We start from the raw sequence: 15,406 nt of genomic DNA on the forward strand, positions 1-15,406 counted from the left end.
CACGACGGAAGCTGGCTCGGCTTTATCCTTGTACTTCATCATGACTGACTACTAGCCGCACTGGGCGTCTAAAGCCAGTTTATGCTGTTGCTGTAATACTTAATCCAGTCGGAGTGTTGATTTATCAATCATTCATAGTCGATAACCCGCCCTACATGAGTGCCGCATGTACAGCAAGGTACTTAAGAACTTGGGTCATAAAAGTATTGACGCCTTTATATTTGACTGCCGAGTTGCTGCTCAATCCGAACAAAGTGATGTAACAACAGTTTGTGGCGACAATTAGTGATAATTGCCGCCACATTTTCCGGTGTTGTTTCGAGATGAAATTGGTGGTTGGATGTGCATCCAATTTGAAAGTAGACCATTCCGATTTAATATATATCCCGCACGTATCGCTTATCCTGCGTCATTTTGGCAATGTAGGCAGCGGCATCTTCGGAATTCAAGGCTCCGTGGGTCTGCACCACTTGCTTGAGCGCTGCATCAACATCCTTGGCCATGCGGCTTGCATCGCCGCATACATAGAAATAGGCGCCTTCCTGCAACCATGTCCAAAGCTGTGCGCCATGCTCGATCATTCGGTGCTGTACATAGATTTTCTCGGCCTGATCACGCGAAAAGGCCAGATCAAGCCTGTGCAGTGAGCCGTCTTTTTGCATGGCTTCAAGTTCGTCTTGGTAGTAGAAATCCTTGCTAGAGCGCTGCTCACCGAAGAACAGCCAGTTACGGCCCTGTGCACCGATGGCTTGGCGCTCTTGCAAGAAGGCGCGGAATGGTGCGATACCGGTGCCCGGTCCGACCATGATCATAGCTGTGTCGGGATTTTTCGGCGGACGAAAGTGGGCGGATTTCTGCACGAAGATGGGTACGTCGATCTCGGCGGCCCGGTCGGCCAGAAAGGTCGAACAGACGCCGCCGCGCGGTTTGCCTTCAAAGGCATAGCGTACGGTCGAGACGGTCAGGTGCACTTGGGCCGGATAGGCTTTCGGGCTGGAGGAAATCGAGTATAAGCGCGGTTGCAAACGTTTGAGCACGGCAAGCCAGTCGGCGGCTTCCACCCGGACCGGGAAGGCTTGCAGTAAGTCTACTACCTGTTTGCCCCATAGCCAGTTCTTCAGCTCGGCCTTGCGTTCCGCGGCCAGCAGGGCCGCAAGGTCCTTGCTGTCGGAACGCTCGCATACGAATTGCAGCAGTTCCGGGGTGATGCGGGCAATCTCGAAATGGCGCAACAGAGCCTCGAACAGCGGCAATTCTCCGTAATCTTTCACCGGTACGACGGTGGACGCCGGGAGTTCTAGCGCGGCCAACAGGTCGCCAACCCGTTCCGGGCAATTGCTCGGCCAGACTCCCAACGCATCGCCCGCCTCGTAGCCGAGGCCTGAGCCTGACAGATCGAAAGCAAACTGGCGGGTTTCCTTTTCGGCATCGCCGGTATTGAGACGCCGGTTGAGCAGCAGCCTGGCATACAAGGGCCGGTTGCGGCTGTAATCCGGTTGCGGCGCCGGCGCGAGGGCTGGTTCCGCGGCCATCTCCTCGTCCTCGTCGGCAAATGCCGGTACCGGCTGCGGCGCGGTCGCGGCGGTGCCGGCCAAAGCCTGCGCGACCGCTGCCAGCCAGGCCGTGCCCGCTTCTTCGAATTCCGGCTCGCAATCGACTCTTGCGGTCAGCCGCTGCGCACCCAGCGCTTCCAGACGCGCGTCCAGCTTGCGGCCGAAGCCGCAGAACTGATCGTAATTGGAGTCCCCGAAGGCGAGCACGGCAAAGCGCAGGGTGTTGAGTTTTGGCATGCTATCGGCTTGTAACGCAGACCAAAAGGCGCTGCCGTTATCCGGCGGATCGCCGTCGCCGAAAGTGCTGGCCAGCACCAACAATTTCGGCACCCTGATGAGGTCCGCTGCCTCGAACGTGTCCATGCCGGCAAGCGCGACGCTATGTCCCTCGGTTTTCAGCCGCTCAGCGCACTGAGCGGCAAAACCTTCTGCATTGCCGGTCTGCGAAGCCCAAAGAATAATCACCGGAGGAGACTGCGATGGCTTTGTCATTTCGTGGGCCGGTTCCGGTAATGCGATCATAGCGCCATCGGGCAGCCAAGTACGCGCGAACAAACCCGCAAGCACACCATTCAGATAAAGGCGTTTGGAAGGTTCCAACGGCGAAGTCGTCGGTAGCACCGGCACTCCGCCGGCCTTACAGGATTCTTCGGTACGAAGTCCGGTCAGGTAACCCTGCATATATAATTGTTCGTGAGCATCCAGCGTTATGCCGGATGCAGTGTCGAGACCAAGTAGTTTGGTCAGTGCATCGATCTGCTTCATGTTTAATGCCTTGATATCAGTAGTCGATGCGCCTGCTTTGGCGCTTGCAAGAACGCCGTTGTTCTCGCTGATCGTGGTTTGAGAAATCTGTGCTTCTGCGATTCGTGTCAGAATGACCGAGCAGAATTTGAATTCGGGTTGTTGAGAAATGGGGTCGATCGCATCGCTGGTGACGGCGTTAATAGCCAAATCGTCACCAAATACATCGTTCCAATGAAAAGGCGCAAAACAGTTGCCGGGACGCACCCGGTCGGTCACTACGGCCGGCAGCACTGCACGGCCGCGCCTTGAGCGGATTTCTACACTATCTTTTTCACGGATGCAAAGTACAGCGGCATCCTCGGGATGGATCTCAATGAAAGGGCCAGGGTTGAGTTTGCTGAGCGTCGCGATATTTCGGGTCTTGGTCATCGTGTGCCACTGGTGCTGTAAACGGCCGGTGTTGAGTACGAAGGGGAAGTCATTATCCGGCATCTCGGCCGGAGGCAAATGCGGGCGCGGCAGAAACACGCCTTTGCCGCTCTCGGTGGCGAACACGACGCGAGGTATGGAGCCGTCCGCCTCGGCCTTGATAGTTTGACTTATGCCATCGTTGAGATAGCGGATCGGGTTGCGGTCATGCCCATTGTCCGGTGCACAAGGCCATTGCAACGGTGTCTCGCGTAGGCGCGCATAACTCGCGCCACGAATGTCGTAGCCGGTTTTGGGATTCCAGGCGCGCTTGATTTCCTCGAATACTTCGTCTGCCGAAGAATAACCGAAGGCTTTCGCATAGCCCATTTCGCAAGCAACGCGGGCAATGATCTGCCAGTCGGCCATCGCTTCGCCGGGCGGATCGACGGCCTTCTGCATCAGCGTCAGGTTGCGCTCGGAGTTGATCATCACGCCCTCGGCTTCGGCCCACAGCGCGCCGGGCAACAGGATGTCTGCATAACGGTTGGTCTCGGTGTCGAGAAAGGCGTCCTGGGTGATGACCAGTTCGGCCGCCTGCAAACCTGCAATCACGTTCTTGCGGTTGGGTACGGTGGCGACCGGATTGGTGCAGATAATCCAGCAGGCTTTGATACGGCCCGCTTGCATGTCTTCGAACATCGCCACGGTGCCGTCGCCGATGTCGGTGCGTAACGCGCCTTTATCGATGCCCCACAGGTCTTCGATAAAAGCGCGGTCTTTGTCGACCAGCACCGAGCGTTGTCCGGGAAGGCCCGGTCCCATATAGCCCATTTCGCGGCCGCCCATCGCGTTGGGCTGGCCGGTCAGCGAGAACGGGCCGCTGCCGGGGCGGCAGATGGCGCCGGTGGCGAGGTGCAGGTTGCAGATCGCATTGGTGTTCCAGGTGCCGTGCGTGCTCTGGTTCAGGCCCATGGTCCAGCAACTCATCCATTCGCCTGCCGTGCCGATCCATTCGGCGGCTTTGCGGATATCGACTTCCGGCAGGCCGGTAATCTCGGCCACAGTGTGTGGTGCATAGTCCTCCAGAAACTCGGGCATGACTTCCCAGCCTTCGGTAAATGCAGCAATGAACTCGGGATCGGTGTGGCCGTTCTTGACGATCAAGTGCAGCAAGCCGTTGAGCAGCGCCAGGTCGGTGCCGGGTTTGATCTGCATGAACAGGTTGGCCTTGTCTGCCGTGGTATTTCGGCGCGGATCGACGACGATCAGTTTTGCGCCGGCCTTGACCTGGTCCATCAGGCGCAGGAACAGGATCGGATGGCAGTCGGCCATGTTCGCGCCGATCACGAAGAACACATCGGCGCGGTCGAAGTCCTGGTAAGAGCCCGGCGGACCGTCCGAGCCCAGCGACAGTTTGTAGCCGCTACCGGCGCTGGCCATGCATAGACGGGAGTTGGATTCGATATTGTTGGTGCCGATGAAGCCTTTGGCGAGTTTGTTGGCGAGATACTGTGCCTCTAAAGACATTTGCCCGGATACGTAAAGCGCCAGCGCATCAGGGCCATGGGTGTCGAGGATGGCGCGCAGACGGCGGGCCGTTTCCTTGATCGCATGGTCCATATCCACCCGCGCCGGGTCTCGTTGACGGTCCGAGCGTAGAAAAGCATATTCCAGTCGTCCCGATTCGGCAATGGCTTGCGCGCAGGTGTTACCTTTGGTGCATAGACGACCGAAATTGGTGGGGTGCTGTTTGTCGCCAGAAACCTTGATGACGCGGTTGTCGGCGGTCTCCATGATAATGCCGCAGCCCACGCCGCAATAGGGACAGACACTTTTAATTGAAGAACTGGCCATAGATAAGTACCGACATGGAAATATCGTTATATAGAGTTATACATATAGATATTTAAGCAATAAATAGACCATTTAATGTAGGTATATTGTGCGTAGATTCGTTCGGCAAAGAGCAGAGGTTATGCACCAACTGTGAGCATTTCATCATGCAGTACGCCCTTTACGGGTGCTCAGAGATAGAGAATAGCTTTGGCAACTCTCTCATGTTGCTTTTGAAGATAGAGGATTGCTAAAGGCGGTTTTGAAGCAGGACGGGTTTGGGATTCAGCTCGTTAATGCCTGAATGACCGATTGTTTCACCCTATATCTTTGGATTCCTGGTTTAATGGCCTTATTGGGCGACCTCATCATGGAGCTATAAAACGTTGTTTGTGACGAGATTTTAATAACACGTTTGTCGGAAGCTTCGAAATGATATTGCTCACACCTTAGCAAGGACAGACATTCTTAAATGTTGTCGGCGGTCATGGGTGAGTGCAGGCTGGAATAAGAAGGTATTCGAGAACTCGGACCATAGAAGTATTGATATCTTTATATTTAGCAAGGGGAGCACTGAGAAGCTGCTGTTCCGTCTGGACAAAGCGTTGCGGCAACAACTCATGGCGACAATGGTCGATCATGGCAGCCACGCTTTCCGGTGTAGTTTCAAGGTGAAACTGAATTCCGAGAATACGCGGTCCAATTTGAAAGACTTGATGCCGACAGGCGGCACTGCTTGCAAGAAGAACTGCATCTGTTGGTAAATCAAAGGTTTCACCATGCCAATGGAAGGCATCGAACGAGCCCGGAAAAATCAGGGCATCAAGCCGCTTGTGAAGAGAATAGACGGGAAACCAGCCAATTTCCTTTTCCCTATTGGGGTAGACCTTACAGCCAAGAGTGCTTGCAATCAATTGAGAACCCAAGCAGATACCTAGGACGATTTTATTTTTTCGGATAGCTTTAGCAATAAATTGCTTTTCGTCTACCAGCCAGGGAAATTGGTCCTCATCGTTAACGCTCATTGGACCGCCCAGCACAATTATAAAATCGATATGCTTCAGCTCTGGCAGCGTTGCAGATTCAAAAAATCGCGTGAATGTGACGACAGCCTGCTTGCTTTCAAGCCAAGCTTCAATACAACCTAACCCTTCAAAAGCGACATGCTGAAGTACGTGAACATGCATAAATTTAATGAATCTTGCGGGCTAGTTTTAGATAGAGACGGGATAGGCACAACAGGACCAGATAGAAAACGGTGTCGAAATTTTGCCAGTTTTACAGTAAAAGAGCGTTTTAATTTTCCAGCAGACAATCCGATATCATATTAACATTATTACGCGATATAGTTTTTTTGATTGGAAAATTCAACGCTGATTATTGGTAAATATTGGAAGCTGTTTTCCAGCCCGAGATGGTCTCGATGGTAAATTGAGATTATTGAGCATCCCTGCTTTAAAGCTTTCAGCCATGTGCTCGGCGCGTGCAATCGCTTCTGTGGCAGCAGAGGGCGGCAGCTCTTCTGTTGCCGTTTCCCGAAACAGTGTCAACCAATGGTCAAAATGTTCGGGTTGTAAGGGTAGGGGAACATGCACTGAGTACGGGCTGTTGCGGTAGCGATCTGTTTTTAATAGAGCATAAGACCAAAAATTTTCAACCACGCGATGATGCTCATCCCAATCGTGAATGACGGCTTCGAAAATGGGCCGTAAGCTGTCATCATCCAATGCACGTTCATAAAATCGGCGGACTAATTCAACGATATGCTGCTCGTTGAGTTCACTGTTTTGTGTATTCGTCATTAATATCTCCTGGCAATCATTAGTTTAAGTTATCACGTCGTCGCCAAACAAATCCAAGAAACTTGCCCAGCCAAAAATAAATATTACTGTTGCGTCATTGGTATTTGGGGTTAATGAGAGCCCTTCTGCTTAGGAGATGCAAAAGGGAAAGCATTTTATTTATCAAACTCTACGCTGAAGAATAGATTTGTTGGCGTTTTTCATAACCGCCACCTGATCTAACTGAATAAAAATATCTGATTGCAATTTTCGTTATATATTTTAATATATAACGAAAGTCAAGCGGAGATTTTCTAAATGTGTAAATCCAACACCCCTTCAAACAATGCCTCACAAACATCTTCACCCAATGCAAATAACGAAGAATGTACCTGCTCAACAAACTCAGAACCCATGTCGGTTGGTGATGAAATCAGTTGGAAACCGGCATCCAACGGCATTGAATACCCAGCGGTTCCTTTTCGCTCCAAGCGGATATTTGCCGTTGCCGGTGAAGAAATGCTACGCGCTCTTGTTAAGCGCCACCATGAAAGGTTACTCAATACTCCTGTTGGCATACTATTTCCGGCTGATCCGGCTCGTTTTAATGCCGGCGTCGAAAAAACCTCTGATTTTATCGTTGAGGCTACCGGCGGACCGGCGCGATTTACTGCTATTTTTGGTCATATCTGTATGCGAACACGGCACTTCCCTTTCACTATCGATGAAAAAGCGCGGGAAATATGGCTGGCTCAACTTTTACTGGCATTCGATGATGTCGAATTTCCTGAAACGGTTAAACAAGAATATTGGGATTGGGTTGAGTCATTGTCGATTCGGATTATTAACCGGCGCACCATGCGCGCCTCACCCAGACGTTACCCGCTGCCTGAAGCGCCGCTGGCATTGAGCCACTTTATGACCATGCGGCGCTAGACGGTGGTCAACCAACGCCATTGGGCGGCCGATAAAATCTGAGGTTTGATAGAGGCCCCGTTCATGGTCGGGATAGCGATATTTGATGCATCGACTTAACGCATCGCCAGCATTATTGCGTTACTTTTTAATATTGCCCTGCATTGCATACCTGTTTTTAGGCCCATGCTTTGCGCGCTTTGCCGGGTGATCAGAGCAGTAAAACTGTCGCCACCTTGCAGATAGATGATGATTTCCGCATCGACTTCAGCCAAATGCACTCGACTGATAATCCCTGACAACTGATTCCTGGCCGAAAAGAGAAATCTTTCCGGACCTGTAATCAGACTGATTTCATTCCAGTTGATTAGTACTAATACCTCGCTGCCTACCGCAAGCGGTAAGGATTCCGCTTCTGCATGGCTGATACTCGAGCAGACCTTTTGGCCGCCTTTCAGCTTTAAAAATACCTCCGTATTGACTGGCCCGGTTTTTAACTCAGTGACCACTCCGAATATCTGGTTGACAGCGCTGGTTTTGATGGTTAATGGTTTCAGCAGCATCAACACTTCTGCATCCGCTTCCACAGTCTGGTTAAGCTGTAAGAGAAATTGCTTATGTTGCTCTTCAAGTTTGGTAAACATGTTAAGCAGTATGTGACCTGAAGAGGTCAGACAGGTCCCTCCACCGTTGGCGCCACCGGTTTCCGAGGTGATCAATGTCTTGGGCGATTTATTGTTGGCCCGCTCAATAAGCGTCCAGGCGCTTTTATAACTTAAGCCTAGCTGCTTGGCCGCCTGATTAATGGAACCGCAGTTATCTATGGCTCGCAACAGGCCGAACATAGCGTTATCCAGTGTGTTGGCCAGTCTGATTTCTCCTTGCACACATAAGGATGATCTTTCCGTTTTACTCATATCAACCCGACATTAAAAAATAAGCGCGCCAATCGGTGTAAGTGGTGTTAAAGGTCCGTTATAGACCCTACTTATCAACGTGGCTTGAAGACTATTTTAGCGCAAGCACTACTATCAGATGCAAGCGTTATTCACTATTGAATAGCGGAATTAGATATTTGTAACTGTTATATTTAAATTTTAAACAATTCAAGATGAGGTGAAATTATGAAAACCAGCGCACGTAATCAATTTAGTGGCGTAATCAAAGAAGTCATTATCGGCGCCGTGAATGCGGAAGTCGTAGTGGAATTAAACGAAGGTGAGTCTATCGTTGCTGCTGTAACCAAGGAATCTGTGGAATCACTAGGGATCAAACCCGGCATAAGCGCGATTGCTCTGGTAAAAGCTCCGCAAATCATCGTTGTGTCCGACTTTGATGGCTATAAGATATCGGCAAGAAACCAATTGTCCGGTAAGATTTCTGAAATTATACCTGGAGCAGTCAATTCGGAAATCGATATTGAGACGAAAGGTGGGCAAAAAATCACTGCTACGGTGACCATAGACAGCGTAGCCTCTCTAGGTTTGCAAACAGGCCAGACGGTGACTGCTGTGTTTAAAGCCGGCGCAGTCTTATTGGCTATACCTGCCTGATCATGCTTTAAGCTGAAGAGCCGTTATCAAGCGGCTCTTCAGCTGCAGTTTAGCCTGTGTGGGCGGATTTGCTCTGTACTTTGCAGTCGTTCAATGACTCTGCAACGTAGTCCCGGGTGTAAAACAGCTTCCCATTTTTTCCGCTATTGATCACCGCTACACCAGTTGATACAAAATTATTTTTTATTGAAAACATAAAGATAACAATAAGCGGCCGGAAAAACTTTGACGCTCTTTTGCAAATACGGCCTTTTTTAAAATGTTGTTATCTTGTCGTAGTTGACGAACGTCAGCTTCCAGTTAGCAGATGCGCTACCGGCGACAGTGAGCGGCTTGCCAATGCCAGAGTGCCATGTTTGTTCGGATGTAACCTGTTTTAACCAGAGACGCGCTGGGGTTTTATCCCGGTTCATATTCTGGCAAACCTGAAGAATACTCAGGCCTTGGTCTTTAGATGCTGTTTAAAAACCTAACAAATTCTGCGTAAAAGGCGGTGTACCTCGTAATTTTGATGAATACTTCGGCAGTATCGGTTAATTTAATCTTTTTTAACCGCGTCAAAACCGCTTTATCCGCTGGGTCCCGTTTTTTACCGATTGTGCATCAATAATGGCTGCCGTCGGTCGAGCGTTTTTCCCTGTTGAAATCCTGTAGGTTTCACGAAAGAGTGTTAATACCTTATCCCATAATCCGGAGAGTTTCCATGTCCTAAAATATCCATAAATGGTATTGCGGGACAGACTCGTGCGTCTGACAATTTCATTAATGGACAACTGGTCGCGGAAATGCATCCCCGAATTTTGGCGGGTTACATGGTCAATATTCAACCGGTATCAACATTTTTACAATGATAAGCGCGCACGCTCAAAATTAAGCTACCGATCCCCTCTGGAATTTGAGCGGGAATTCTATAAGAAGACTGCTGAAGAAAGTGTCCTGTTTTAGTCGACCATTACAGTTTTGCTAATTACCTGATCGCTATACGTGTGCCGAAACGGGTACATTATGGGATACGCATATAATCAACCTCAACCCTGATATGAGTTGTTGATCAGCCAACAGCATCTTGCTGATTAACTGCTGAATTTAAAGCAAACACAACAACCGAATATCTATTCTTTGCGGCTAATGTTGAGTGGTACAAGCATTTTAAACATATTCTGTTGTTGGTCTATTAATTGCTTATATATAGTATTTATATAATCATGCCAAGTCATCTCAATAAACCTTTTTATCCTTAAACGCCCATAATATAAAGCTGATTGATGCGCGGTTGCCGGAATATTTTTAATTTTTAGCTCGATATTTGCGGCCGACCTTGTTCTCAAGGTTATTTCCATCAAATTACCGGAACAAATTAATTGGGGTAGCAACCCCAGCGGTTCCGAGACTGCCATGTTAATTGGTGATCCTGCTAAACCCGGTTTATATGTTGTGCTGAATAAATTGCGAACCCATCACAACAGCAAACTTCAGATATTAATCAACGATTTTTGATCGACACATAAAGTTTCATCACCTTTTTTCCTCTATATTCGAATTCTTTTCCTGACAGATTACCCGCTATGTTAAAACACGCCGTTTCACAGATTACCCGTATCCGTATACCGACTGCCTATGGCGATTTTCAGCTCTGTTACTACACCAATACTCTGGATAATAAGGAACATTTGGCTTTTTACATGGGCACGGTGACCGAGGAGGATGTTTTAGTGCGAATACACTCGGAATGTTTCACCGGTGACGTATTGGGTTCCAGGCGCTGCGACTGTGGTGAGCAACTGGATCGTTCACTACAGTTTATTGCCAACCATGGCGCAGGTGTTCTGGTCTATTTACGCCAGGAAGGCAGGGGCATCGGTTTGCTGCAAAAATTGCGGGCCTATAATTTGCAAGATCAGGGTTATGATACCGTGGATGCCAATCTATTGCTGGGTCATGGGGCGGACGAAAGAGATTATGCCCTTGCGGCACGTATTTTGGAGGACCTGGGCGTTAAATCGGTGTTGCTGATGACTAATAATCCAGCAAAGATTAGCGCCTTGAAGTCTGAAGGCATTCAAGTAAATGCCCGCATACCTATAGAAGGCACTGTGAACCCTGACAACGAAAGCTACCTGCTCACCAAAGCCCAGCGTATGGATCACCTGTTGCAACTTACCCCATTTGCTCACTCAGTAGACCTCACAGAACCCTATGACTGTTAATCGGAAAATTGAACAGTGGTTAGCGTCCCACAAAAGCACCCAGGCGTCTGCAAAACGGCCGTTTGTCACGCTGAGTTATGCGCAGAGCTGGGACGGCAGTATAACCACACGCACTGGCGAAACGCTGGCCTTGAGCGGCACTGAAGCCACCCGTTTAACTCATCAGCTACGCAGTCTGCATGACGGCATTCTGGTGGGTGTCGGCACGGTGCTATCCGATGACCCGCAGCTGACCGTGCGCGACTGGGCCGGTTCCAACCCTCAACCTATCGTATTGGATAGCCGCCTGCGCATGCCGTCGACAGCGCGTCTTTGCCAACATTCTGAGAAAGGCTGTTGGGTTTTGACCAACTTAAATGAGGGTGGCGAGTTTGGCAGCCAAGTTGAAATCATTACCCTCGCGGGCGATGTCGATGGACGCGTCAACCTGCCGGATGCGCTAAGTTTGCTATGGAAAAAAGGCATCAGAATGCTGATGGTTGAAGGCGGCAGCCAAGTGATTACCGCTTTTCTGAAAGCACAATTAGCCGACGCTTTAGTGTTGACTATCGCCCCTACCTTGGTCGGAGGCTATAAGGGAGTCGGCAATCTGGGGATCAGCTGCAAAACTCAGTTACCGCAAATTCGCCCGCTTTATTCACAGATGCTCGGAGATGACCTGATCATGTGGGGTGATTTGCAATATCAGCAGCAGGTAGAATCATGAAAGCCCGCCAACTCTGGTTTACCAAGCCACAGCAAATAGACATCCGTGAACAGCAACTGCCGCCACTGGCACCGGGACAGATACTGGTCAAGAACCACTGTTCCGCCATTAGCGCCGGAACTGAAATGCTGGTTTACCGGGGCCAGCTACCCGCCGGTATTGCCTTGGATGCCACACTGGAATCCTTACAACACCAGCAGACTTATCCGTTGCAATACGGTTACGCCTGCGTCGGTCGCGTCGAGAAAATAGGCGCTGATGTCGCTGATATTTGGCTGGGTAAATGGGTATTTGCGTTTCAGTCTCATGCCAGTCATTTTATTGCCACACCGGAACAGGTTATCGTGCTGCCGGATGACATAGAGCCTGAGGCGGCCGTATTTCTAGCCAATATGGAGACGGCGGTGAATTTGGTTCTGGACGGTAACCCGGCGTTAGGCGAACGGGTGGTTGTGTTGGGACAAGGCATAGTCGGCCTATTGCTGTCGAGCATGTTAGCGCAGTTCCCTTTGGCGCAGTTGTATGCCTTGGATGGAATAGCCGAGCGTCGTGCCCAAGCACTGCACTTGGGTGTAAAACAGGTTTTCGATCCCGCCTCGGAGACGCAAATAGCCGCCTTGAAACAAGATTTACAGTTACCGGTGCAACTATCGGAGACGCCCGGTGCGGGCGCCGACCTGATCTACGAAGTCAGCGGCGTACCGGACGCTTTGAATCTGTCCATTGATTTATGCAGCTACTCCGGTCGTATCGTGATCGGCAGTTGGTATGGCAACAAATCCGCCAACGTACAGCTGGGCGGGGCAGCGCACCGCAATCGGATTAAATTCATCAGCAGCCAGGTCAGCACTATTGCACCTGAACTGACAGGCCGCTGGGATAAAGCGCGTCGCTTCCAGACAGCCTGGGATATGATTCGACGGCTGCGGCCGCAAGAGCTGATTAGCCATCGAATTCCGCTTGAGCAGGCTCGCAGCATTTATGAGTTATTGGATCAAAGCCCGGAAAAAGTTTTACAAGCCATCATTACTTATTAATAACCGTAACTATTCAGCGCGAAACTCAACACCCCTCTCCAGCGGGAGAGGGTAGGGTGAGGGAAATCAAAAAAGACTTTTTGCTTGTTAATTTCTCCTCACCCCGACCCTCTCCATCAGGAGAGGAGGCGTTCTCACAGCAATTTGCGATTTTTTCGATTCACTGAATAGTTACTAATAACCAAGGAAAAACCAATATGTATACCGTAGCCGTAACCCGTGATTTTATCGCCCGCCATTACCTGATAGGCGGCGATTGGGGCAGCGAAAACCAGCCGCACTCCCATCATTATGTCGCAGAGGTGCGTATTGAAGGCGAGCAATTGGATCAGCATGGTTATCTGGTGGATATAGTGGCTATCGAAGCCGCTTTGGATGGCATCGTCGCAGACTTCCGCGATCAGATGCTTAACGATAAACCGGAATTTGCCGGGCTAAACCCGAGCATCGAACAGTTCAGCCGCATCATTTGCGAAAAACTGCACGCCGCCATAACTCCGCCTGGAACCGGCTCGCTACGTTTAAAACTGTGGGAAAACGATAGCTGCTGGGCGGCTTACCGGCTGGCCTACTGAGCAGGTAGCACCCCATGCGCATAGGCCTGTTGGTTTACGGCGAAATGGAAACCTTGAGCGGCGGCTATCTGTATAACCGCAAATTGGTGTCTTATTTACGCCGCCAAGGCGACGATGTGACAATCATCAGCCTGCCGCCGCGCAACTACTGGAGGCATCTGGGGGATAACTTCAGCAACGCTTGTTTGCAGCAAATCGTCGCCGCCGATCTTGATATATTGATTCAGGATGCCATGGTGCATCCCTCGGTGTTTTTGATGAACCGGCGACTAAGCCGACGAGCCAAAATACCGATGGTAGCATTGGTGCATCTGCTTACCAGCTTCGATCATCATCCTTGGTACAGCGCCTGGTTTTACCGTGCGGTCGAGCGCCGTTATCTTCAGTCTATGACAGGGATGATAGCTAACAGCCAAACGACGCTGACACAGATTCGGCAATTACTGCATAACCCGTTATTTCCGCATTGTCTTGCCGTGCCTGCGGGTGATAATTTTTCTGAGATAAGCACCGACATTGACGCCATCAGCCAACGTGCGCTGGCTGATGGCCCGTTGCAAATTCTGGTCGTCGGCAATGTCATTCGCCGCAAGGGCTTGCATGTGCTGATCCAAGCCCTGCGCCAACTGCCGTCTGAGGACTTTCAGGTGACAGTGGCCGGGCGGCTGGATATGGAGCCGGAATATGTAAAGCAGTTGCAAAAACTTATTCGGGCTGCGCAGCTGCAAGAACGGGTTATCCTTAAAGGCCCTGTACAGGGCCAATCGCTTGCCGATTTGTACCAACGGCACCAACTGATGGTGCTGCCGTCCGCCTATGAAAGCTATGGCATCGTTTATGTGGAAGCGCAGCAATTCGGCCTGCCGGTCATCGGCACCACGGCAGGAGCCGCCGGAGAAATCATCAGCCACGATGACAACGGTTATCTGATCTCACCTGAAGACCCGGAGGCCTTAGCCGTTCTGCTGCAAAAATTGCATCATGATCGTCAGCTTTTACTGCAATTGAGCCGAAATGCGCTGGCAGCTTATATTCGCCATCCTTGCTGGGATCAGAGTTGTGAAATCATCCGGCAATATCTTCATGCCGGATTAGACGGAGCATAAGGGGGTGAATATCAATAGAGGCTGTGAAAGTATTATTAAAATGGGTTTAAAAACCTATTCACCACGAAGGCACGAAGATCACAAAGGGAAAATAATTATTTAAACTCAATGCATTGAAAACTTCGTGTCCTTCGTGTCTTCGTGGTGAATGCTTTTGCTTTTGGTCTAAAACAAATACTTTCACAGTCTCAATAGCTATTTGGGCCGCTTGTCATTCGGATACCAAAATTGGGCATGGCATTGTTCGCAAGCTTGATCGACCGCACCGCCTGTTTCTACCAATTGCTCGGCATTTTTTTGGTCAATCGCGGCAATGACGCTTTGTACGGCATCGTGCAAGGAATGAGCGCGTTGGATGTAATCTGCGCGGTTTGCTGCGATGGCTTTTTGTATTTCCGCCGCAGTCAGTTCCGCTCCGCCGCTCGAGGTGTTGGCGTCATGCGCTGCCACGGGCCTGCCTTCAATTAACAACAAATTACTGGCTTCCAACACAACAAGCGCATGCTGCCTGACTAGACGCCATTCTTCATCGGTACGCGGACTCCGTTCTTCGGTACCTTGGGCGGTGCTTACGCTGGCAACTGAATTCCAGACATAGTCGATATTGGGATCAATAATAGACAACATGATGTCTTGAATGCTGGCGCTGGGCTTATACAATGCCTCGCCTTCATGTTTGGCGACGTTTGCACAAGCACTTAGCAAGACGCCGACAATAAGCGTCGGCAATAGGGCAGCGTTTTTCATAATTTATCCAAATCGTAACTATTCAGCGCGAAGCTCAACTACCCTCTCCAGCGGGAGAGGGCAGGGTGAGGGGAATCAAAAAAAGCCGATAAAGCGACCGGCAAAAGCCACTCCGAACCATAACAACAATGAAAGCACAGCAAGCGGCGCGGCACCTGTCGGCGTGTGCTCCAGCCGGGTTAGTGTGTCATGAAGAAAGGCGCAAGCCTTTTATGCTGTATTAAAGATGAGAGTA

The 15,406-nt window shown here is 50.3% G+C and carries 13 protein-coding genes; 7 read left to right on the plus strand and 6 right to left on the minus strand.

Annotated elements, in window-relative coordinates; translation table 11 throughout:
* Window positions 1-374: 374 nt before the first annotated feature.
* The 3 genes from V7051_RS23170 to V7051_RS23180 all read right to left on the minus strand — a co-directional run bounded on the left by V7051_RS23170 (window position 375) and on the right by V7051_RS23180 (window position 6,346).
* Window positions 375-4,565: a sulfite reductase subunit alpha gene (locus V7051_RS23170; RefSeq protein WP_333879170.1), complete on the minus strand. Its 4,191-nt coding sequence runs from the start codon at window positions 4,563-4,565 to the stop codon at window positions 375-377.
* A gap of 464 nt (window positions 4,566-5,029) precedes the next feature.
* Window positions 5,030-5,731 (minus strand): type 1 glutamine amidotransferase, encoded by a 702-nt coding sequence (locus V7051_RS23175; RefSeq protein ID WP_333879172.1) that lies wholly within the window; start codon window positions 5,729-5,731, stop codon window positions 5,030-5,032.
* Between the two features lie 180 nt (window positions 5,732-5,911).
* On the minus strand, window positions 5,912-6,346 hold the full coding sequence (locus V7051_RS23180) for a group III truncated hemoglobin (RefSeq protein WP_333879174.1): 435 nt from the start codon (window positions 6,344-6,346) through the stop codon (window positions 5,912-5,914).
* Window positions 6,347-6,643: 297 nt separating this feature from the next.
* Here V7051_RS23180 and V7051_RS23185 point away from each other — a divergent pair, with 297 nt between their 5' ends.
* Window positions 6,644-7,261, plus strand: coding sequence for a globin domain-containing protein (locus V7051_RS23185; protein WP_333879176.1), 618 nt, complete (start codon window positions 6,644-6,646; stop codon window positions 7,259-7,261).
* Window positions 7,262-7,356: 95 nt separating this feature from the next.
* Here the strand turns inward: V7051_RS23185 and V7051_RS23190 are convergent, their stop codons facing one another.
* A complete protein-coding gene (locus V7051_RS23190; RefSeq protein ID WP_333879178.1) occupies window positions 7,357-8,157 on the minus strand; it encodes a TOBE domain-containing protein in 801 nt (266 codons plus the stop codon).
* Between the two features lie 207 nt (window positions 8,158-8,364).
* Between V7051_RS23190 and V7051_RS23195 the strand changes: the two genes are divergently transcribed.
* Window positions 8,365-8,793, plus strand: a complete 429-nt coding sequence (locus tag V7051_RS23195) for a TOBE domain-containing protein (RefSeq protein ID WP_333879180.1) — start codon at window positions 8,365-8,367, stop codon at window positions 8,791-8,793.
* A 1,112-nt stretch (window positions 8,794-9,905) separates the two neighbouring features.
* On the opposite strand, the gene V7051_RS23200 is transcribed toward V7051_RS23195, so the two are convergent.
* Window positions 9,906-10,190 (minus strand): hypothetical protein, encoded by a 285-nt coding sequence (locus tag V7051_RS23200; protein ID WP_333879182.1) that lies wholly within the window; start codon window positions 10,188-10,190, stop codon window positions 9,906-9,908.
* A 168-nt stretch (window positions 10,191-10,358) separates the two neighbouring features.
* Between V7051_RS23200 and ribA the strand changes: the two genes are divergently transcribed.
* From ribA to V7051_RS23225, 5 genes are all read left to right on the plus strand, one after another.
* Window positions 10,359-11,000 carry a GTP cyclohydrolase II gene (gene ribA / locus V7051_RS23205; RefSeq protein WP_333879184.1) on the plus strand — a complete coding sequence of 214 codons (642 nt, stop codon included), beginning with the start codon at window positions 10,359-10,361 and terminating at the stop codon, window positions 10,998-11,000.
* Window positions 10,990-11,706 carry a RibD family protein gene (locus tag V7051_RS23210; protein ID WP_333879185.1) on the plus strand — a complete coding sequence of 239 codons (717 nt, stop codon included), beginning with the start codon at window positions 10,990-10,992 and terminating at the stop codon, window positions 11,704-11,706. Before ribA ends, V7051_RS23210 begins: the two co-directional genes overlap by 11 nt.
* On the plus strand, window positions 11,703-12,743 hold the full coding sequence (locus V7051_RS23215) for a zinc-binding dehydrogenase (protein WP_333879186.1): 1,041 nt from the start codon (window positions 11,703-11,705) through the stop codon (window positions 12,741-12,743). The genes V7051_RS23210 and V7051_RS23215 overlap by 4 nt, the downstream gene beginning before the upstream one ends.
* A 197-nt stretch (window positions 12,744-12,940) precedes the next feature.
* Window positions 12,941-13,318: a 6-pyruvoyl trahydropterin synthase family protein gene (locus tag V7051_RS23220; RefSeq protein WP_333879187.1), complete on the plus strand. Its 378-nt coding sequence runs from the start codon at window positions 12,941-12,943 to the stop codon at window positions 13,316-13,318.
* 14 nt (window positions 13,319-13,332) lie between these two features.
* A complete protein-coding gene (locus tag V7051_RS23225) occupies window positions 13,333-14,424 on the plus strand; it encodes a glycosyltransferase family 4 protein (RefSeq protein WP_333879188.1) in 1,092 nt (363 codons plus the stop codon).
* Window positions 14,425-14,619: 195 nt separating this feature from the next.
* Here the strand turns inward: V7051_RS23225 and V7051_RS23230 are convergent, their stop codons facing one another.
* Entirely contained in the window at window positions 14,620-15,171 is a 552-nt protein-coding gene (locus V7051_RS23230; protein WP_333879189.1) for a cytochrome c, read from the minus strand.
* Window positions 15,172-15,406 lie beyond the last annotated feature (235 nt).

Source organism: Methylobacter sp., assembly GCF_036845245.1.
In the GTDB taxonomy this organism is placed as follows: Bacteria; Pseudomonadota; Gammaproteobacteria; order Methylococcales; family Methylomonadaceae; genus Methylobacter_A.